Source organism: Halioxenophilus aromaticivorans (assembly GCF_042850945.1).
Lineage (GTDB): Bacteria > Pseudomonadota > Gammaproteobacteria > Pseudomonadales > Cellvibrionaceae > Halioxenophilus > Halioxenophilus aromaticivorans.
Map to the genome: position 1 here is coordinate 2316996 of NZ_AP031496.1, position 21382 is coordinate 2338377.

Below are 21382 nucleotides of genomic sequence, written 5' to 3' on the forward strand. Positions count from 1 at the left end.
ACCCATACCCGCCGGTTAAACTGCGGGTGGATCGTATAGAGCGTTTGATTGATCTACTGGTCAGACATCGTCATAAACTCTGTCAGGCGATCGAATCAGAATTTGGTCATCGAAGTCAAGATCTTTCAATGGCGTTCAATGTCTTAGCTCCATTGCATTCTCTAACGTATGCCAAAAAATATCCATAGATGGGTAAAGCGTACACGGCATAGTGCTAATTTCCCCTATAGTGTGTTGGGGTCAAAAGATTTTGTGAGGCTTGTTCCCCTAGGTTTGGTTGGCAATATTTGGCCCTGGAATTTCCCAATTTCATTGGCGTTGAGTCCTGTGGGGGGCGGATTCTGGCCGCCGGATGCCGTGTAATGATCAAACCTTCCGAGTTTACTCCAATAACCTTCGAATTATTACAAGCTCTTGTCGAAGATACATTTTCGGCGGAGGAGATCGCAGTCGTCACCGGTGGTGCAGGTGTGGCTGCAGAGTTTTTTCAATTGCGATTCGATCATCTCCATTTTGCAGGATCTACAGCAGGTACTCGAAGAATAGCGAGCGCTTGCGCGTCCAATTGAGTGCCTACTACTTTAGAGCTTGGTGGTAAGTCCCTAGTTATCGTCGGCCAAGGAGCCGATATTAAAGATGTAGCCGAAAGAGCTATAGCAGCTAAACCCCAAATTGCTGGTCAAACCTATCATGCTCCAGACTGTGTATTAATGCATTGCTCTGAAGTCGATACGCTGGTAGCTGAAAAGGATAAAGCGGCTAAAACGCTCTTCCCCCGGGGTATTCTAAGCCCAGATTACGTTATTCTTATACAGCAGCGACACGTCGAGTGATTGAATAACCGTTTACAAGAATCGGCTTCAAAATAAAAAAGTAGTTCCATTACTAGATTCTGACGGATGTACAGACCCTAGAAGGTTTGCGCCTTATCTGATTATAATTGATGATCTCTCCGCTTCGATCATTCAGGAAGAAATATTCGGTCCGATATTGCCGATTGTGACTGTGGATAGGCTTTATGACGCTCTTTCGATCATTCGGGATAGACGAAATCCTTTAGCAGTGTAGTATTTTGGTCACGATCGTAAAGTGTTACAGATTGTCGAAGACCAGATTTCGTGTGGTGGTCTGGTGATTAATGAATTGTAGCTCCATTTTACTATTGAGCCTTCAGTAGGCTTTCATGTGTTAGTTTTAAGTGCATTTTAAGTCCAATTGAGCTTCTGATCTTGGACTCAATAATGGGAACTGTCGGCAATTCTATTCAAATTGAGTCCAAGTCTGTTTAGATTGCACCAAGTGACAGTTCTCAATAAAGTAATTCGCTCACCAAGTCTATCTAGTCAGGTGCAAAGGCCATTGCCGCCGAGGGCATGATATCTCGGACGTGGTGTCTTCTGTTTCTATCTAATTGCTTTTGCCGGTTGACGTAGTTTACGTCGTAGCCAATCATAAATAACGCGGCTTCTAAGCGTCTTAAGCCACCTGCTGTATGTGCACTGGAAAAGCTTGGGATTTTGGTTTTAGAGATAACGTCGGATAACAACCAGCTGGCTTTTAGGTTTTGCAGAAGGCGTTCTTTATTGGTTAGTCGGCCGAAGTTTTGGAAGACGGCGCTGCTAGTGCTGTTAGGGTTTCTAATTTTGTAGGTGCGTTTCTCTCCGGAGGCCGCCCCCCAACTGAATCTCAGATCATTGCAGACGGTTTCTGTTGGGATATCATGGTCATGGCAGAAATTTTTTACCAATAGGCCAAGGGCGGCACCGACTCTGCTATCTAGGATGATAAAGTCTCTGCAAATGAGAGAATATATTTTAGTGGTGCCGGAGTCGATTCGGATGTGATTCTCGTCCAGTTGCTCGTAGCGAGCGTCAAATTCCGCCTCGGACATAGATCCACCGTGATTAATTAATTCCACGGCGTTATTTAAATTGACTTTGAGTTGTGCTGAATCAGCGCGCATTGCCTTGGCAATATTGGGTTTGGTATCTACGCCGCCCCAGCGTAACACCCCTAATATATCCTCTTTTAGCAGGTGAATATCGTCTTGGCTGGTATCGGCTTTTTCAAGCGTTTTTACGATGCTCGCTTCGTGGTAGTTAAGAATTCTGTTTGATTCTTCTAAAGTGAAAGTAAGATTCCCAGTAGGCGAGAGCGCCGGCCATCGATACTGCTCGTAGGCATCGGTCAACGAGTCGCATCTCCACAAAAAGCCTTTTTTAAAACCCGTTTTATTTTTACCACTGCGTGCTTTCCAGGTGTGGCTAAAACCTCTACGTCCATCTAATAGGCTTAATAAATAATCCGTAAATAGGCTTACTTGATGATTTTCGGAGAACGATTGTTTTAGGTTATTACTCATAAATTACACAGTCCTTATGCAGTTTGGCTAACTCAACGGCCAGCCTATGAGAAACGATAGCGATGAGCGGTGATGATTCTTGTTTTTAGTCAGGTATAGCTTACAATTGGCTTGGATTCAAAATTCGTAAGTGAATTAAAAATCGAAAGTCCGCTTGTCGCCAAAATCAACCGGAGGCAGGCTTTTGACTACACAGCAGTCTAGAGTTAAAGGGTAATGCTAAAACCGGTGCGCTGGCCGACCAGATTATTTTTGTGATTAGCTTGTTGATGTAATCTGGCGGGGTGTAGCGGTTAATTTATCAAGGAAGGCAATCGTTGTTTCGAGTACGTTTTAAATCTCATAACGCACATCAATCTTGGTCTAACCTGGGAAGTTATGGCAGTGAGACTACAGCTTTAAACAGGGCCTCCCAGGTGGCTGACCGGTACTTTTTAGTCCAAGTCATAGATCCACAAGGTTCGATTATTTGGTCGCAATAGTCAGCGGATTTACTCTTGCCATTCTTCCGGCCTATCTTTTAAGCCTCTGGTATGGGCCTCTATTTTATCCAGCGTTTTTAAAAATGTAGCCAGCTCTTGCTCGCTTAAGCATGCCGCTATTTGCTGGCCGGAAACCAAGCGTTTGGCAGAAATGTCGTCGTGAACCCGCGCGCCTTCCTCTGTCAGAATAAGCAATGCTTGGCGCCGGTCGGACTTCGATTTTAATGCTCTGATCAGGTTAAGTTGGCTCAGTGTCTTCACCGCCCGCGAAACCGTTGGTGCGTCTAGGCCGCTTAGCTCGCACACCTCCACACTGGTTAGCCCACCTTCTGCACCAATCATGGAAAGTACTCGCCACTCCCGTTCCTTAATGGGCGCAGTAGAGGCGTCCACCAGTTCGCTGAGTTTGTGGCCGGCGCTGGACATAATTAAACCCGCTCGCATTAACCGGAACGGTAAAAAGCTGTAAAGCGGCAGTGGGTGGGCTGCGCTGGCGCCTTCGTGGCTTCTGGCGGGGCCATTACCAAGCCTGCCTGCGCGCCCTGGGTTTGCTTCAGAGTTGTTTTTATCCATTGTTTTGCTCATTGAGTGGTTGGATGGATTCTATCTAAGTTGTAATTGAAATAAAATAGTTGCATATGCAACTAAGTGGGGTTTAGTATAGATCAAACATTGAGCTAAGCCGTTTGCTGGTTACAGCCGAGGCCTTAGGCCTGAACAGCGTTTTTATTGGGTACGTCATTAGGGATATCAGGTTATGCCGAAGCAAGGGGCGAGTTTGGGGCTGTTTAAGCGGTTAGGGCCGGGCATTTTGTTCGCGGTGTCTGCTATCGGTACGTCACATGTGGTGCAATCCACCCGGGCTGGTGCAGAGTACGGCGCCTACATGTGGATTTTCATTGTGGCGGCCTGTGTGGTTCGCTATCCGGCGTTTCGATTCGGCGCCGAGTACGCTGCCATTACCGGCCGTTCACTGATCGATAACTATTTTATGCAGGGTCGTTGGGCGGTAGCGATATTTATCGTCGATTTACTGGTGAATATGTCTATTGCCACGGCGGCAATCTCATTTGTTGCTGCCGGTGTTGTTGATTACGTATTCAATTTAACCATACCTAACAATATAACCGCTATTTTACTAATCGCTTTTTGCGTTGTGTTTCTTACCACTGGCCATTACAAATTACTGGAAAAAACCAGCAAATTGTTACTGTTTGTGTTTTCGCTGGTGGTGCTAGCTGCGGTTATAAAGCTCTCTCCAGGGCAAAATTATTCGCTGCAAGAGTTTTGGTTGCCGCAAGAGGGCTTCTCTCAACAAACTTTGATTTTTACGGTGGCGCTGGCCGGCTGGATGCCCACGGCGATTATCGCCGGTAGCTTTCAGTCGCTATGGGTATGCAGAAAAATGGCCACCAGTAACGGCGCTTTTACCCGTAAGGATGCGCTGTTGGATTTCAATATAGGTTATGCCATCACCATTTTCTTTGCGCTTTGCTTTCTTATGCTGGGCGTGTTTATGGCCGCCCAGGGAGTGAGTATATCCGGCTCCTCAGGTGAGTATTCGTCGCAAATGGTTGGTGTTATTGCCAGCGCTTTGGGCGATTGGGCCAAGGTAATCAGCTCAATAGCCATCCTGGCGATATTGTTTTCCACCGTTTTAACCCTGGTTGATGCTTGCCCTCGTGCAGCGGCCTATTTGGCAGGGGAGATTAAAACTAGCCTGCAACAAAAACAACAGCAAGCCTATCGGGTGGCGATGTGCTTACAGTTTCTAGTTGCCGGTGTAATCCTGTTGTTGTTTGCCAAATCGTTTCGCAGTTTTTTAGATTTCGCGACGACTATTTCGTTTCTCGGCGCGCCAATGTTAGCTTGGATCAACCATAGGGCTATTTTTAATTCCGATGTCGAAGCGTCGCAACAGCCTGGCCCGGTCATCAAATACTGGAGTGTCGCCGGAGTGGTAGTGATGATTTTATTTAGCGTGCTTTACCTAAGTGTGAGATTTTAATGCAAACGTCAACAACTACAGAAAAGCGCAGCCTGTTTTCTTGGTGGGATCTCGGCGAGAATTTAATCGATATAAGCGATTATCAAGCTCTCGCCAAACGGCGCCTGCCCAAATTTCTGTTCGACTTCTTAGAGGGCGATGCGGAGGATGGCTTTGCTCGCAGTAACAACGCTCAATCGTTAAATAGCGTGCAGTTGATGCCCCAACGGTTGGTGGATGTCGGCGAAGTACAAACGAAAGTTGATTACTGGCAAGAGCGAGCCAGTATGCCGTTGGTGCTTGCGCCCACCGCGCTGACAAGAATGTTTCATCACCAAGGTGAGCTGGCGGTTGCTTGCGCGGCTGAAAAGCAATCGGTGCCCTATGTTTTATCAACCATGTCCAGTGTGGCCTTGGAGGATGTGTATGCCGCCAACCCCAACACATGGTTTCAATTGTACGCCTACAGAGACAGGGCAATTTCCCAGCGGCTTATTCAGCGCGTGGTGGAGCAGCAAGGCCGAGTTTTGTGCGTAACCTTGGATGCCTTTGAAGGGGGCAACCGGCAGGCGGATCGCCGTAATGGTTTGCGCTTACCCTTTAAGGCCTCGCTCAAACACATTACCGATGCCGCTCGCCGCCCAAAATGGAGCGCAGATTACTTGCGTGGCGAGCCGATTAATTTGGCCAATATGAAAGAGGTGCAAGCACAGGCAGATGGCACCAGTTTATTTGAGTACGTGGCCAGCCAAATGAACCCGAGTTTGACCTGGGATGACATCCATTGGATACGAGATAGCTTTCCGGGTACGGTGATTTTAAAAGGTTTATTACACCCACAGGACGTTCTAAAGGCTAAAGCGCTGGGGGTTGATGGCGTGGTGCTTTCCAATCACGGTGGCCGTCAGTTAGACCATTCTATCTCAGGATTTCAAGCCTTGCAGTTGCTTCCGAAAGGGCTTAGCAACGATATAAAAGTGTTTATTGACGGCGAAATTCGGCGCGGTACTGATATCGTTAAAGCGATGTGTTTGGGCGCGGCAGGTTGCTTTGTGGGCAGACCGTATTTGTACGGGCTGGCGGCCCATGGCCAACCTGGCGTTGAGGCCATTCTCGATATTCTTAACAGCGAACTGGTGCGTAATCTAAAGCTGATAGGTTGTGCATCGATAAGCGAACTCAATGCAGGTTTAGTGATGGCTAGAGAGACTTAGAGTAATGGTTAACGGCGAGTTTTTGTCGCAATTGGCTGCGGTCGTCGACGACAAAACCATGGTCGCCGGGGCGGATATTGGAGCGGCCCACAGCGTGGACACCAGCGGTGAATACCCATGCCTGCCAGAGCTGTTGCTCCGGCCTGGGTCCACCGAGGAATTGTCTGCCATCATTAAGCTGTGCGGTACACACCAGCAACCCTATGTTGTTCAGGGCGGTATGACTGGCGTATCCGGTGGTGCCACGCCCAACCCCGGCGAGGTGGCCATCTCCCTAATGCGCCTGCGCGGTATTGAGGAAATCGACGAAAACGCCTTTACGGTAACGGCGCGGGCGGGTACGCCCCTGGAAGAAATTCAGCAAGCCGTAGCGGTAAAGGGCCTGTCATTTCCGTTGGATATTGGAGCACGCGGCAGTTGCACCGTGGGTGGTATTGCCGCCACTAACGCCGGCGGTAATCAGGTTATTCGTTATGGGGTTGCTCGTAACCTTATTCTTGGCTTGGAAGTGGTACTCGCCGACGGCACGGTACTCACTTCTCTAACTAAGGTGTTAAAAAACAACACGGGTTACGATCTTAAACAGTTATTTATCGGCTCTGAGGGTACGCTGGGTGTGATCACACGCGTGGTTTTACGTTTGGTACCTCAGTGTGAAACCTTCACTACGTTTTGCGCTGTTAACTCATTCAGCGACGTGCTGCAGCTGTTTCGCTTGTCGAATCAATATTTCTCCGGGGCAGTCAGTGCTTTTGAGGTTATGTGGCAAGACTATATGGCTGCGGTGTTGGCCGCCGGCGAGGACTTAACATCGCCTTTCGCAGAACAATACCCATTTTACGTGTTGTTAGAAATTGATGTAGAGCGGCCGGACGGTGCCATGGAATGGTTTGAAAACGGCTTAGCTCAAGCGCTTGAACAAGAACTTATTCAGGATGCTGTAATCGCCAAAACCGACAGCGAACGAGAAAAGTTATGGCGCATACGTGAGGGCATTGGCGAGGTTGTGGCCCAAATGGGTTTGGCCGTGCACTGCGATGTGGCCGTTGATGCCTCTGGCCTGGAAGCCTACGTAACAGAGGTGGAGCGCAATATTGGAGAGCAATTTCCGGATAACCAATTGTTGGTGTTCGGCCACCTTGGCGACGGCAATTTACACATCACTGTAAGCGCCAACTCCGAAGCAGAGAAAACAGCGCTTTATAACATTATTTTCTCCAGTGCAGCACGCCACGGCGGCATGATATCCGGCGAGCATGGCTTGGGCAGCTTAAAACGAGACTACCTAAGCTACACGCGTACCGAAGCCGAAGTGCAGTGGATGCGAAAACTTAAGCAACTGTTTGACCCCAACAACTGTTTAAACCCACATCGCGTGCTTGGTTGATACCCGAATAAACCGAATTAACTTGACGAGAGGTTAGCGTGAACCCAATTACCACTGCAGACAGCATTATTGAAAACCTTATCGCCCAGGGTGTGGACACCATTTTTGGGATACCAGGTGCGCAAACCTACCATTTGTTCGATTCCCTTTATCGCTATCGGGATAAAATCAAACTGGTCGTAGCAAGGCACGAGCAAGCCGCTGGTTATATGGCTTATGGCTATGCGCGCTCCACCGGCAAGATTGGTGTGTTTTGCGTTGTACCTGGGCCTGGAGTATTAAATGCGACCGCCGCTTTATGCACTGCGCATAACGCGCGAGTACTGTGTTTAACTGGGCAAATACCCAGCCAGCATATTGGAATTGGCCACGGCATGCTACACGAACTTTCTGATCAATTGGGTATTTTACGTAAGCTATCAAAATGGGCTGAACGCATAGCCACACCCAACGATGTTAATTGGGTAATGGATACCGCTTTTAATAAACTGAGAGAGGGCCGTAGCGCACCCGTGTGCGTTGAAGTGCCGCTGGATATCTTGGGCCAGCCGGGGCTGCCGCAATCTGATCGCTTGGCTACACAGCCTTTCACTACTCCTTTTACACCGGCACTGATAGAGCAGCAGATAACAACCGCTGCAAATATGCTGGCTGAATCGTCCCGGCCTTTGTTTATGGTGGGCAGCGGAGCAATAGATGCTGCCTACGAAATCAACCAAATTGCCGAGCGTTTACAGTGCCCGGTGGTGGCGTTTAGAGGTGGCCGGGGCATTGTCTCGGATGATTCACCCTACGGCTTTACCTGTGCAGAAGGCTACGATCTTTTCGATGAGTGCGATCTGCTGGTGGGTATTGGCACGCGCTTAGAGCTGCCCATGTTCCGCTGGCAACAGGGCAAGTTAGATAAACCCTTAATCCGCATCGACATTGATCCCACTCAGCATTCTCGCCAATTAGCGGATATCGCCATCGAGGCAGATGCTAAACAGGCAGCGGCGGCGCTGCTAACAGCTCTGGAACCCATAACGCCCAATCTGGGTGGAGCAGCGCCACTGCGGCTAATTAAAGCCAAGCGAGATACCCAAGCGGCCATCGACAAAGTACAGCCGCAAATGGATTACTTAAAAGTCGTACGTAAAGCACTGCCCGAAGATGCAATTTTGGTGGAAGAAATTTCACAAATGGGGTTTGCCTCTTGGTTCGGCTTCCCTGTGTACCAGCCAAGGCAGCTAATCTCTTGTGGCTACCAAGGTAACCTCGGCCATGGTTTGCAAACAGCTTTGGGGGTTAAGGTCGCCAACCCAGACAAAGTCGTCTGCTCCATCGTGGGTGACGGAGGCCTAATGTTTGGCATTCAAGAGCTGGCCACAGCGGCGCAGTTTAATATTCCGGTGATTGTTGTGCTGTTTAACAACAATTGTTTTGGCAACGTACGCCGCGATCAACAAACACTGTTCGACAACCGTGTCTACGCCTCAGAGCTAAAAAACCCGGATTTTATCAAGCTGGCCCAAGGTTTTGGTATCGAAACCCTGCGTGTTGGCGAGGGTATCGATTTCGAAGACGCCTTTTCAAAGGCCTTAGAGGCGAGCAAAAAAGGGCCAGTCTTTATTGAGGTGCCGGTAGAGCGGGGCAGCGAGGTTTCTGCTTGGGAGTTTTTGCAGCCTGCGGGCTATGGTAAGTAGGCTCTATGGGTGGGCGCAATGCCTACCGGCAAGTTGTATTCTCAACTAATGTGTAATACCTTGTGCAGCGTGTTGCAACACGCCCTAATCCTTTGTGGTTAATAGGTTTTAGGGATGACCATACTAATAAAATAGTCTTTTACGACCATACTCACGACGTTGCAGCCAGTTTGTTGCTTACATAAGCACTCCATTTGTTGGCGCGGATCGCCTAATTGATAACACTCAATCCATGCTCATGCCTCCTTTGATGGTAGGGCAAAGTGTAACTCTATTAGTTAGGCGTTTGATTATGCAGTGGTGCTCATTTTTTACTCTATTTCCTGTCTTGCTTTGCTTGGTATTGCTTCAAGCCTGTGCGGGCCAGCAAACGTCCCCTCAATCATTCTCCAAACGCTGGCAATGGCATCAAAGCACCGTTAATGGCGCGTCGCCAACTGCTCGCCACGAAGGCGGCGTAGCGGTGGTGGGTGACCAACTGTATTTGATTGGCGGTAGAGGCCAGCGACCGCTGGATATTTTGGATATGAGCTTTGGCCAGTGGCGTACCGGGGCGGCCTTGCCTGAAGAGTTGAATCACTTCCAAGCGGTGACTGTGGGTAAGGATATTTACATCGTCGGTGCCATGCAGGGGCGCTTCCCCAAAGAAGATATCGTGCCGCATATTTGGATTTACAGCACTGAATCCGACAACTGGGCGGCCGGGCCTGAATTACCTAAAGACCGGCTGCGCGGAGGTGGCGGCGTGGTGCTGCACCAGGGGAGTATCTATTTTGTAGGCGGCAACCGCTTTGGCCACAGCTCCGGTTATGTGCCATGGCTAGATCGGCTGGATTTGGCCACAGGCCAGTGGCAGCGGTTGGCCGATGCGCCGCAAGCCCGCGACCATTTTCACGCTGCGATTATCAACGGCAAGCTCTACGCCGCCGGTGGCCGGCTGAGCGCGTCGGATACCGGAGATCACTTGTCTCGTACCGTTGCACAGATGGATGTGTACGACATTACAACGGATACCTGGCAAACGGTGCAGTCTCCTTTGCCTACACCCCGGGCTGGGGTGGCCGTGGTTGCCATGGGCGACCTATTGGTGGTGATGGGTGGCGAAAGCGGCACTCAAGAAGCCGCTCACTCTGAAGCGGAGTCCTTTGATACAAAAACCCAAAGCTGGTTATCCCTGCCACTAATGCCCCAAGGCCGGCATGGCACCCAGGCGGTGGTCATTGATGGTGCTATTCATATCCTAGCCGGCAGCGGCAACCGAGGAGGCGGCCCTGAGCTTAACGATCATCTTATTTTTAAACAGCGATCTGATTAAAACCTCTCTCTAGCAAATTGCTAGTTGAACCGTGGAAATGAACAGAGAAAAGGTTAATTTAATCACCATAAAATCACGGTGGTTTGTTTTGCAAGCAAACTCAAACATGCACCAATAACAACAAACTATAGCGAACGAAACATGAAACGACTAATCGCCACGGCGTGTTTATTATTTGTTGGCTGTGCCGCAGAGCCAAACGACGGCAAGCTTATTGGTTTACGTACTAACCTAGAAGTACAGCCAGTTTCCATAGAGGAGCAGAGCCCCAGCTTTTCTTGGCAGCTACAGACCGCGAGCGCAGAAGGCCAGCAATCGGCCTACCAAGTAACGGTTTTTGACGTTGAAGGCACCAGCATTTGGGACAGTGGCCGGGTGAATACATCCCAGGCGGCCAATGTGGCTTACAGCGGCCCAGATTTAATGCCAGAGCAGCGCTATCGCTGGCAAGTAAGCAGCTGGTTGGAATCCGGCGCCACGGCCCTAGGTGAATCTTGGTTTGAGACTGGGTTAATGAACCCGGAGCAATCCGCCTGGGAAGGCGCGCAATGGATTGGTGGCAGCGCCACCGACAAAGTCTTCAACGCCGATTATCTATCGGTGTACAAAGTTGCTGTGGATTTGCAACTGGATGAGGCCAGCCAACAAGCGGCATTTTTGTTGGGCGGCAACGACTATCGGCTGCAAAACGCCAACTTAAATATTCGCCAGGTGGCTAGCAAGGCCGATGACTCCTTTGTGGCATTTGAGTTAGACGTGTCTGGCTTACAGCAGGCCGATGGCCAGGCTCAATTGCACATTTACCGGGTGGGCTACGCCGCGGAAGACAGCTTAGATAAGCCGCTGTTTTCGTTGCCCATCCCCACCAGTTTGGTGAACGCCAGTAATCAACACAGCCCCCATACTATTTACATCGATTGTGAATTCGGCTTATTTAACATTCATATCGATGGCCGGGACCAGGCCAACAACATTACGCCGGTTGATCCATCACTTTCGCCCTACGATACCACAGGGCTTAACTTAAACCCGGCGGGGCGGGGCAATAATTATTTGTCTTACCCCATGTTGGCGGAAATTGGTTTTTGGCTTAAGCCTGCACAATCTGCCCTGTTTTCAAAGGTAGAGGTTCGGAATTTTAGGGCGCCATCAAATGTGATTTTTGCGGCCGGCGCCGATGACAGTTCGGCTCACCAAAATATTTTTGCCGGCCAAAGTGATCAGCTTACCGTGAGTGACGCCGGCATAAAGGTTAGCGCTACCGACGAGTCAGTAGTGATTTTGGCGGACCCAAGCCGCGACGGTACACCAATGCTGAGGCACCAGTTCACCTTGGCCGATAAAGGCATTGCGCAAGCGCGGCTGCACGCCACCGCCAGGGGCGTGTACGAAATGTACATTAATGGCCAGCGGGTAGGCAGTGACTATTTTGCCCCGGGCTTAACGCAATACAATAAGCACCACACCTATCAAACCTACGACGTAACCGAATTGTTAAACGCCGGTGACAACGTGGTTGGCGCTTTGTTGGGTGAGGGCTGGTGGAGTGGCAATATTACTTACACCGGTGCTAATTGGAATTACTTTGGCGATCAGCAATCTTTACTCGGTAAATTGGTGGTGACCTTTGCCGATGGCAGCCAGCAAACCATCACCACGCAACCCGAGAGCTGGCAGGTATTCCACGATGGCCCAATACGGCTGGGTAGTTTCTTCCAGGGTGAAATATACGATGCCCGCAAGGAGTCGGCGGTGGCAGGCTGGAGCAGCCCCGGCTACCAAAACGATCAGTGGCATCCGGCGGCTGTGGTGCCCATCCAAGGCACCGCCTTTTTGGGTGACCCCCAGCAAAATCGTGATAACCAGCTAATCACCAGTTACCAGGATATGAAGCTGGTGGCCCATCCCGGTAACAGCCCTCAAATAGTGGAAACCTTGCAGGCCAAATCGGTGGAGGAAGTACGCCCTGGTGTGTTCGTCTACGATATGGGGCAGAACATGGTGGGCTTTCCGCGCATTGAGTTGGGCAGCGCTGCCGGCGACGGCCCAGTGCTGCTGCGCTACGCCGAGGTTCGATACCCGGATCTGCCCGAACACGCCGGCCTGGAAGGTATGATCATGATGGAAAACTTCCGCGCGGCGCTGGTGAACGACACCTATTACCCCAAGGGTGATAACGACGTCATCCAGCCCAGATTTACCTTTCACGGCTATCGTTTTATTGAGATTTCCGGCATTACCGAGCCACTGCCGATTGAGTCAGTGCAAGGGTTGGTGGTTAGCTCTGTGCAGCAACTCAGCGCTCACTATGAAACCTCAAACGAGTTAGTCAATAAACTGTGGCAGAACATTACCTGGTCCATGCGCGGTAATTTTTTATCCATACCTACCGATACCCCCGCGCGTAATGAGCGAATGGGGTGGAACGGAGACCTCAACGTTTTTGCCGGCACAGCGCTCTACATGGCGGACATAAACGCGTTTATTGAGCGGCATTTATGGGCGTTGCGGGACATACAGGCGCAGTCTGGCCGCTTTGCCGATGTTGCCCCAGTGGGCGGCGGTTTTGGTGGCACCTTGTGGGGTTCTGCCGGTGTTATTGTGCCCTGGCAAAATTACCTGCGGTACCAAGATATCAGCCTACTGCAAGATCATTATCCGGCCATGGTTAGCTACATCGATTTTCTGCAAAGTAAAATCGATGCAGAAACCGGCGTGTTGATCGAAGGCCCACTGGGCGACTGGCTGAGCCCGGAGGGTGGCAAAAACGATAACACGTTGTTGTGGGAAGCCTACCATGTGCATTTGTTGGCGATTATGCAACAAGCGGCTGAGCTGCTAGAGCAACCTGAAGACCAAGCCCGTTTTGCACAACTGTACCAGCAGCGAAAGGCGTTTTTTAACCGCACCTATGTTGATGCCACAACCGGTAAAACGGTGTCGTCGGTGGTGCAAACCGGCTTTGGCAAACCCACCAGTATAGATTCATCCAATGCAGGTAAATTGGTGGATACTCAAGCGTCCTACGCAATCCCCATCGCCTTCAACGTGTTTGATGAGAGTAACCTGCCGCGTGCGCAGCGGCACTTAGCCGCCACGGTTACCCGCAGTAAGCAAGATGACGCCGGTACCGAGCGGCCGCCGTATTCGTTGATGACGGGCTTTATTGGCACTGCGTCTTTAAGCGAAGCGCTGTCATTGGCCGGCCACGATGATCTTGCCTATCGCTTACTGCAGCAAACGTCTTACCCGTCGTGGTTGTACTCGGTTGTGAATGGCGCTACCACCATTTGGGAGCGTTTAAATTCCTACACCCGTGAGCAGGGTTTTGGTGGCAATAACAGCATGAACTCCTTCAACCATTATTCCTTTGGTGCCGTGGGCAGTTGGATGATGGGCCGCTCCTTGGGGATTCGCCGAAGCGAAGGTAAGGCAGGCTACCAGCGGTTTGATTTGGCACCCACGCCAGACCCAACCGGCCAAATGAGCTGGGCGCAAGGCCACTACGACTCACCCTTCGGCCGCATTCAAAGCCGCTGGGCAGTGGAAGAAGAGGGTACTCGCTACCAATTCACTGTGCCAGAAAACACCCAAGCCACGCTCTATTTGCCTGCCACAGCTGGTGCTACGGTTACTGGCCCAGAGCTGGATTATCAGCAATCTGGAGCGCGTCGAATGTATCGCCTAGCGCCTGGTGACTATACCTTCAGTGTTAAGCAATAAGCTTTAGCATTAAGCAATTAACTGTGGGCTTGTCACGAAGCGCTGGTTTTAAATAAAAGGCTCCAGTAGCTTTATGCTCTCTTGCCAAAGCCGTGCAGCGGTCTTTTCGTTCTGTGCGGCTTGGCTGGCCTCGGCGGGTTTACATTGGTAAAAATAGCCGCCGTTTTCGTTTAGCACTTGTTTATCTGTGGCCAACCACACCAATGTGCTGGCCGCTTCCTCGGCGCTGACTGCCTCTTCGGTTAGAGTGGCCATGTATTTTTGCATGGATTCTTCTGCGTGGTTTACAAAGTTGCTTTCTAAAATAACGCCGGGCTCCATGGCGTGGGCAATGATGCCATTGTCACCGTAGCGTTTCGCCAGCTCCTTAGTAAACAGAATATTACCTAGCTTAGCATTGGTGTAGGCACCGCCTGTGGTGTAGTTTTGCACCCATTGCAAGTCATCAAAATTGATGCCTGGGCAGGTGTGGTGGCCAACAGAGGAGGTGGCAATAACCCTTGCTTTACCGTCTGGGTTGGTTTTTGCGGATTCAATTAAGGTAGGCAACAGTAAATAGGTAAGCAAAAACGGACTTAGGTAATTACTGGCAAAGGTTTGCTCCAAGCCTTCGTCGGTTATTCGCATGGCAGAGCTCACCCCGCCGGCATTATTGATCAGCACATCGATACGCGGTGCCTGAGCTACGATTTTTTTAGCAATCTCGGCGGTTGCTTCTAGCTGCGAAAAATCACATTGCATAAACTGAACAGAATCAGCGTGGGTTGCCAGCGCGGCTAGTTCTTTTTGTGCTTGTGCACAGCGCTCTGGGTTTCGGCCTAGGCCGATAATATAAAAGCCCTGCTGCGCCAACGCTTTTGCTGCAGCTTTGCCCACGCCGGAGCTGGCGCCGGTGATCACGGCGACGGGTTGTGAGGTTGAAGTCATTGTCTATTTTCCATAAAAATTAGTAGCCGTAGTTAATTAATTGCACCGGCTGCTTTTAAGGCTTCAATGCGTTCCCATTCAAGTCCCAGTTCCAATAGAAAGGTTTCTGTGTGTTCCGCAGCCATGGGCGCTCGGGTGGTTTTAATGGGCTGGCGATCAAACTGAACCGGAGGCCGCACCAATTTTAGTGGCTCACTTCCCTCAGCGGCTTCTACTTCAATGACCATATCGTTGGTTAAGGCTTGCTCGTCTTGGGCTAAATCCTCCAGGCTTTGGAAGGGCGCCCATTGCCCGCGCATGGTTTTTAAATGCGTTACCCAATAGCTAAACGGCTGCTGGGCGATGGCTTTTACCATTAAGGCGCTGGCGTCGGCCCAGTTTTCCATCAGAGCTTCCGCCGAAGCGAATCGAGGATCATCCGCGGCTTCAGGAATTCCTAGGCGAGTAAAGGTATCGCGAATGTAGGGGCCCGGGGTAAGGATACAAAAATTCAGTGTGCCGCCGTCGGCAGTGGTGAAGTTACCCATAAAAGGGTTGCCGGGTGAGCCGCCACCGCGTGGCATTCTAGTACGCGGTACTATGCCCAGTTCCATGGTTTGAGCCAACCCTGAGCCTGCTGCCCACCAGGCACTACTCATAAGCGATACATCTAATTCGACGGCGTGGCCTGTTTTTTCTCGATGATACAGTGCCCCTAAAATGCCGCCGGCGATGTTCATGCCGCCAATGCAATCACCAAATGCTGGTATGCCCTGGGACAACGGCCCATCTAAATCTGGTGGTGACATCGAATTGCCAATGCCACTGCGTGTCCAAAAGGCGGTGCCATCAAAACCGCCGGCTTCTCGCTCGGGGCCTTTGTCGCCAAAGGCGCTACCTCGGGCGTAGATAATATTGGGATTAGCCGCCCGGATATGCTCCAAGTCCAGTTTCAGTTTTTGCCGCTGCGCGGGTAAATAATTGGTGAGAAACACATCCGCCTGTTGGGCGATTTCATAGATGAGTTGTTGTCCTTCGGCGGTTGAAATATCCACGCCAACACTGCGCTTACCTCGGTTGGCATGCTCAACCAAAGTGTGACGATTGGGATTGTGTTTGGCATCACCCGTGCTGCGAAAGCCCCGCATAGTATCACCCCTGAGTGGGTGTTCTATTTTAATAACATTGGCGCCCCAGTCTGCCAGCACGGCGCCGGCTGAAGGTACGAACGTGTGTTGGGCAACTTCTAAAACGGTAATGCCTTCAGCGATGAGTGTCATATGTATGTGTCCTTTGTGATTATAGTTTTAATGGGGCAAAAACTGGATTTTTGTTTAATGTGGGTGATGAGTAGCATTTATTTTTACAACACTGTCAGCCGTGAACAAGGTTGTCGCACATCGCCAACGGGCCATGGCATTGCTTACCGGCCCAAAGCGACTTTGACTGCTCTGGCTACCTCCCCACCTTTATCTGATCTTAGTGGTACTAAACAGGTGGTGTAAGCCATTGGAAATTCGGGTGGCAAAGGGGGTATGCTCTGTCCCTGCGTCGCCGAAAGCGGTGATGCTATTCAAAACCATAAATAGAAAAACAACGGGTAAGATTGTGCAATCATTCGCAAGCCAACCTATCACCGTCGCCAACGAAATCTCAGTGCCCGCGGCTAAGGTGCAGATACTGAATTACGCACCGCGGGGCGATTGTGAGCAAACCATGCAAACCCGTGGTGACCATTGGCTGGATTTAACGCTGTCTCCGCGCCCCTTAAACGCACGAGCGAACTTTACCGGTTATTGGGAGCCCCAGCGCTTTGAAGGTATAGGTAAAATTTTTATGGTGCCCAGCGGTGGTGAGCTGCGCGCTCGTGGAGATGCGGGGTTTCAACAATCCTCTCTGGTTTGTCAATTAGATCCCAAGATCTTTGAGCAATGGCTGCAGCCCAGTGCATTGCTAGCCGCGGACCAGCTGGCCGCATTTTTAGATATCCAAGATGTACATATTCATCAGTTGTTGTCGCGATTAGCCCATGAACTGACCGACCCAGGCTTCAGCAGTGAAGCTTTGGTGGAGCTGATCTGCGCGCAGTTGGCCATTGAGCTTGGGCGCTATCGTACTAGCTCTGAGCTAGAGGATAACAATACGCCTCGGGGCTTAAAATCGTATCAGTTACGGTTAATTAAGGAGCGATTAAACGAGCTGGGGGTTCCACCGAGCTTGGCGGAGTTGGCGCAACTGTGTGGTATATCAGTTCGCCATTTAACGCGAGGGCATCGGGCGTCTACGGGTCAATCCATTGGTGATGCCATTGCCGAGGTGCGAATTAAACACGCTATCCGTTTGTTACAAACCGATATGAGCATAAAGGCCATTGCATTAACGTTAGGCTTTAAATCCTCAGCCAGTTTTTGCCATGTTTTTCGCAAAGCCATGGCTGAACCTCCGGGCCAATATCGCCAACGTTTCTCTAGGGTTAGACGATAGTTTTATCAATGCGCATTGCCGTTTTACGCGGCATCTGCACGAGGCCTAGGATCGAATCCAGCTTCGGCACAGGGTTCGGTAACGCTGGGCCTCAAAATAGGCCAGCTCGCTGTCTTGGGCCAAAATAGCCCGCAAAATTCTTTTTCGGCCAACGCGCCACAGCGTTAGGTCGAATTGCCCGTCAAACAACCCATGCTGCGGGCTGGCCTTGTATTGCTGCATGGCTACCCTGGCCAGCAATTGCAGTAGCGGTTTATCGACCAAGTCGAACAACGTGCCGCGAAAGGCCACTTCAAATTGAATGCAATCCTCAGCGTTTTCACACAGCTCTATAGTATTCAACAAATCATTAATTTTTGTTTGGGTAATTGCCGCTGGTAACTCCGCAGCTGCTTGTACTAAATCACAATCCAGGCTGACGGTGGTTTCAAAGGCCTCCGTGTAGTCGATGTTATGGCTGCGCATAAACGCCGAGAAGCTGCGTTCTAGCGCCTCATCGTTGGGGCGTATACCGTAGTAGCCGCCACCTGGCCCGCGCTTTATGGCCAGAAGTCCTTCATGTTCCAGTATGCGGGTGGCTTGCTGGGTGGTCACTATACCAACCCCTAATTGTTTCGCTACGTCGTTCATCGAGCCCAAAAATGTGTCTGGGTCACTGGCAAATACCAATTCTCGTAACTTCTCGATGGTTTCTGCCACTAGGCGCGAATCCTGATTTTTCGCTTTGCTCACAGAGGATTGATCTCTTGTAGGTGTTTCTTGGCCCAGGCCGGGCTGAAGTAGCTTGGGGATGGAGTCTAGCGTATTCGCAGTGGTATTGGCGAGATCAAGTATAAGGTTCGGCCAAACAATACTATGCATAGTATTGTGGATAAAAATATTATATCGGGCCATTATTTCTGTTATATCATTGTTTTGATAATTTTAATAAGCATAGTATTTGGGTCTCTGGTGCTGCTGCAGCTAGCTGCACTTAGCGCTAATAATCATAATTAAGATAGTGGAATCGCCTTTATGAGCTTTCAAACCCCCGATCTTTCTTGCTTGCCTCAATCTGTCACCGTCATTGATAACCAGTTTTCTGCCAACGGCGGCGGGCAAAGCCATGGCCATATTTACCCTGCCAACGGGCAAGTTACTGCCGAGCTGCAGTTGGCGAACACGGGCGATGTGGAGGGTGCAGTAGCCGCAGCACAAAAAGCACAATCAGCGTGGCGCGCAACTTCCGGTGAACAACGACGTAACCTACTGCTGAGGTTGGCAGACTTAATTGAAAGAGAAACAAAAACGCTGGCTATGCTGGATGTTATTGGCAACGGTGTGGCTAGCATGATCTCTGCTTACACGCCGGTTGTGGCTGCTCAGCGGTTTCGTTATTACGCCGGCTGGGCGGACAAACTGCGCGGGCAAACCTTAGATGCTTGGAATGGTCCGGCGCACAACTACGTCAATTACGAACCCTTTGGCGTGGTGGGAGCCATAGTGCCCTGGAACGGGCCACTGTTTGCCGCTGCCATGGTTTTAGCTCCGGCTCTGGCCGCGGGTAATTGTGTGGTGATAAAAGCGCCGGAGTTGGCACCGTATTCGGTGATGCGCTTGGGTGAACTGTTTGTCGAAGCCGGGTTTCCTGCCGGTGTGGTTAATACACTGGCGGGAGGCGCCGAAGTGGGCGCTGCCATGGTGGCTCACAAAGGCATCGATAAAATCCAATTTGTGGGCAGCGGCGCAACCGCACAAAAGGTGCTGCAGAGTGCTGCAACGACTCTAAAACCCTGTGGCTTAGAACTTGGCGGAAAATCCGCAGTGATTGTGTTTGCCGACGCAGACTTGGCGGAAGCCGGTAAGCGTGGCTTAAGCGGAGCCATGAGTGTTAGCGGGCAGGGCTGTGTGAACGGTACTCGCTTGTTAGTAGAGCGTCCGATTTACGACCAGTATCTCGCTACGTTAAAAGCGATTGCTGAGCATATAAAAATTGGCGACCCCTTAGACCCAAGTACGGTAATGGGGCCGATTATTTCACAGGCCTCGTTGCAGCGCATAGAGGGCATGATTGATCGGGCGCAGCAGTCAGACGCTAGGTTGTTGATTGGAGGCGGGCGCTTAGGTGGGGAGTATGCTGATGGGTTTTACTTGCCTATTTCTATTTTTGCCGACGTTGATCCGAGTTCTGAAATTGCGCAACGAGAAGTTTTCGGGCCGGTGTTAACCGTAACGCCGTTTGATACCGAAGACCAAGCTATCCAACTGGCGAATGATTCTGACTACGGCCTGGGAGCGTACATTCATACCAAGGATTTACGCCGCGCCCATAACGTCGCAAATCAAATGCAAGCTGGCATGGTGCAAGTTAATGCCTCCGGTGAGGGTATGCAGCCTTTTGCGCCTTTTGGGGGCTACAAACAAAGCGGTTTTGGTCGCTTGGGCGGCGAGCAGGGATTGCTGGAGTTTATGCAGGTGAAGAACGTTTGGATCAACTTAGACGGTTACTTGACGGGTGCTTTACAGCAATCGCTACTGACGCCAGCAGAATTACGCGAAGCAGCTTTACATTTTGCGGTGTATGGGGGGTGGTCTCGAGCAGCGGTGTTAGACCGGGCGATTACTCGGGTATTGCAAAACTTAGAATTAACTGAAGAACCGTTTCCTCCTTTGGGCGAAGCGACCTGGGAGCCTGAAGATCGGTTATCCACGGGTGCTAAGGAGTTTCATCATGTGATGACCTTCGCAGGTCCGCCGCCGGCCACCGCGTATTTCCAAGGTGGAATTCTGAATTTTGTGTTCGGCGAAATGTGGCACCGTCCGGGGCTAGACCAACGCTCAAGGCGCTGGGTAACGTTAGTCGGTGTGGCGGATTCCTCAGCCGACAGTCCCATTCGTACGCATATCTACGGCGCTATGGCCAGTGGCAACGCCAGCTATCAAGAAATGGATGAGTTTGTCTTGCAATACGCTATTCATAGCGGCTGGCCGAGAGCCTCCTTCGTGCAAGGCGTGGTCATTGAAATGGCTCAAAAAATTAAACAGGGCTTAACCTGGGACGGTAAACCCAAGGAGGATAATAACGATGAATAAAGCCAGTGATATGACCGGCAAAGTAGTACTGGTTACCGGAGCGGCCTCTGGCTTAGGGCGAGCCACGGCGGCGGCGTTAGCCAAGGCTGGAGCACACCTTTGCTTGGCAGATGTTAACGAGGCCGGCTTGCAAGAAACAGAACAGGCCCTTGCCAGCTTCGGTGGCAAGGTGGAGTTAAGCGTGGTGGACTTGGCTTCCGCCGAGGCTTGTAAAGCTTTGGTAGAGCATACAGTGGATGTTTTTGGCAAGCTCGATGCGTTGTGCAATGTGGCTGGCATTATTTTATTTAATCACTCTACCGCAATGCCCGAGGCAGATTGGAACAAAACCATTGCGGTTAATTTAAATGCGCCGTTTTTCCTGTCTCAGGCCGCTATTCCGCATTTGCTGGATGCAGATGGTGCCATTGTTAATGTGTCTTCTTCGGCCGCGTTTATTGGTGAGGCCTATGCAGCTGCCTACTGCGCCACAAAGGCCGCCATCGTTAATTTAACCAAAGCCTTGGCAATGGAATATATGCATAAACCTATTCGTATAAACACTGTGGCACCAGGCGGCATGATGACCAATATCGTTTCAAGCTTTATGAATATGCCCAAGGATTTGGATGCATCGTTGATGGAGCGTTTTAAGCCCTTGCGTGGCACGGTTGAGGTAGAGCAGGTTGCGGATTGTATTGCGTACTTGGCATCGGATGCGGCCAGCGGTTTCCACGGTGCGTGCATCACTTTAGATAACGGTATTACCGCAGGGTAATGCACCTA

15 protein-coding genes and 1 pseudogene are annotated in these 21382 nt (G+C 50.7%); 11 read left to right on the forward strand and 5 right to left on the reverse strand.

Annotation, left to right across the window (positions count from 1 at the left end; all coding sequences use genetic code 11):
- Window positions 1-168: 168 nt before the first annotated feature.
- Window positions 169-363: an aldehyde dehydrogenase family protein gene (locus tag ACGHM3_RS10100; protein WP_390518050.1), complete on the forward strand. Its 195-nt coding sequence runs from the start codon at window positions 169-171 to the stop codon at window positions 361-363.
- Window positions 288-833: pseudogene (locus ACGHM3_RS10105) on the forward strand (aldehyde dehydrogenase family protein). Before ACGHM3_RS10100 ends, ACGHM3_RS10105 begins: the two are co-directional and overlap by 76 nt.
- A gap of 506 nt (window positions 834-1339) precedes the next feature.
- On the opposite strand, the gene ACGHM3_RS10110 reads toward ACGHM3_RS10105, so the two are convergent.
- Both ACGHM3_RS10110 and ACGHM3_RS10115 read right to left on the reverse strand, forming a co-directional pair.
- Window positions 1340-2362 (reverse strand): hypothetical protein, encoded by a 1023-nt coding sequence (locus ACGHM3_RS10110; RefSeq protein ID WP_345416957.1) that lies wholly within the window; start codon window positions 2360-2362, stop codon window positions 1340-1342.
- A gap of 491 nt (window positions 2363-2853) precedes the next feature.
- A complete protein-coding gene (locus ACGHM3_RS10115) occupies window positions 2854-3417 on the reverse strand; it encodes a MarR family transcriptional regulator (RefSeq protein WP_345416954.1) in 564 nt (187 codons plus the stop codon).
- Window positions 3418-3601: 184 nt separating this feature from the next.
- On the opposite strand from ACGHM3_RS10115, the gene ACGHM3_RS10120 reads away from it, so the two are divergent.
- The 6 genes from ACGHM3_RS10120 (at window position 3602) to ACGHM3_RS10145 (ending at window position 14155) form a co-directional block, all read left to right on the forward strand.
- Window positions 3602-4852: a divalent metal cation transporter gene (locus ACGHM3_RS10120; protein WP_345416949.1), complete on the forward strand. Its 1251-nt coding sequence runs from the start codon at window positions 3602-3604 to the stop codon at window positions 4850-4852.
- Window positions 4852-6045 (forward strand): alpha-hydroxy acid oxidase, encoded by a 1194-nt coding sequence (locus tag ACGHM3_RS10125; RefSeq protein ID WP_345416946.1) that lies wholly within the window; start codon window positions 4852-4854, stop codon window positions 6043-6045. Before ACGHM3_RS10120 ends, ACGHM3_RS10125 begins: the two co-directional genes overlap by 1 nt.
- 4 nt (window positions 6046-6049) lie before the next feature.
- Entirely contained in the window at window positions 6050-7432 is a 1383-nt protein-coding gene (locus tag ACGHM3_RS10130; RefSeq protein WP_345416943.1) for an FAD-binding oxidoreductase, read from the forward strand.
- 38 nt (window positions 7433-7470) lie between these two features.
- Window positions 7471-9117 (forward strand): thiamine pyrophosphate-dependent enzyme, encoded by a 1647-nt coding sequence (locus ACGHM3_RS10135; protein WP_345416940.1) that lies wholly within the window; start codon window positions 7471-7473, stop codon window positions 9115-9117.
- Window positions 9118-9409: 292 nt separating this feature from the next.
- Window positions 9410-10432, forward strand: a complete 1023-nt coding sequence (locus tag ACGHM3_RS10140) for a kelch repeat-containing protein (protein ID WP_345416938.1) — start codon at window positions 9410-9412, stop codon at window positions 10430-10432.
- A gap of 141 nt (window positions 10433-10573) precedes the next feature.
- Complete coding sequence (locus tag ACGHM3_RS10145; protein WP_345416935.1) at window positions 10574-14155, forward strand: family 78 glycoside hydrolase catalytic domain; 3582 nt, start codon at window positions 10574-10576, stop codon at window positions 14153-14155.
- 48 nt (window positions 14156-14203) lie between these two features.
- On the opposite strand, the gene ACGHM3_RS10150 is transcribed toward ACGHM3_RS10145, so the two are convergent.
- Together ACGHM3_RS10150 and ACGHM3_RS10155 are read right to left on the reverse strand one after the other, a co-directional pair.
- On the reverse strand, window positions 14204-15082 hold the full coding sequence (locus ACGHM3_RS10150; RefSeq protein ID WP_345416932.1) for an SDR family NAD(P)-dependent oxidoreductase: 879 nt from the start codon (window positions 15080-15082) through the stop codon (window positions 14204-14206).
- 32 nt (window positions 15083-15114) lie between these two features.
- Window positions 15115-16341, reverse strand: a complete 1227-nt coding sequence (locus ACGHM3_RS10155; RefSeq protein ID WP_345416929.1) for a CoA transferase — start codon at window positions 16339-16341, stop codon at window positions 15115-15117.
- A 328-nt stretch (window positions 16342-16669) separates the two neighbouring features.
- Here ACGHM3_RS10155 and ACGHM3_RS10160 point away from each other — a divergent pair, with 328 nt between their 5' ends.
- The gene (locus tag ACGHM3_RS10160) at window positions 16670-17545 is read left to right on the forward strand and encodes an AraC family transcriptional regulator (protein ID WP_345416926.1); all 876 of its coding nucleotides are present in this window, start codon (window positions 16670-16672) and stop codon (window positions 17543-17545) included.
- 45 nt (window positions 17546-17590) lie between these two features.
- Here ACGHM3_RS10160 and ACGHM3_RS10165 read toward each other — a convergent pair whose 3' ends face one another.
- Window positions 17591-18277 carry a hypothetical protein gene (locus ACGHM3_RS10165; RefSeq protein ID WP_345416923.1) on the reverse strand — a complete coding sequence of 229 codons (687 nt, stop codon included), beginning with the start codon at window positions 18275-18277 and terminating at the stop codon, window positions 17591-17593.
- A gap of 282 nt (window positions 18278-18559) precedes the next feature.
- Between ACGHM3_RS10165 and ACGHM3_RS10170 the strand changes: the two genes are divergently transcribed.
- Together ACGHM3_RS10170 and ACGHM3_RS10175 are read left to right on the forward strand one after the other, a co-directional pair.
- On the forward strand, window positions 18560-20617 hold the full coding sequence (locus ACGHM3_RS10170; protein WP_345416920.1) for an aldehyde dehydrogenase family protein: 2058 nt from the start codon (window positions 18560-18562) through the stop codon (window positions 20615-20617).
- The gene (locus ACGHM3_RS10175) at window positions 20610-21374 is read left to right on the forward strand and encodes an SDR family oxidoreductase (protein ID WP_345416917.1); all 765 of its coding nucleotides are present in this window, start codon (window positions 20610-20612) and stop codon (window positions 21372-21374) included. The genes ACGHM3_RS10170 and ACGHM3_RS10175 overlap by 8 nt, the downstream gene beginning before the upstream one ends.
- Window positions 21375-21382 lie beyond the last annotated feature (8 nt).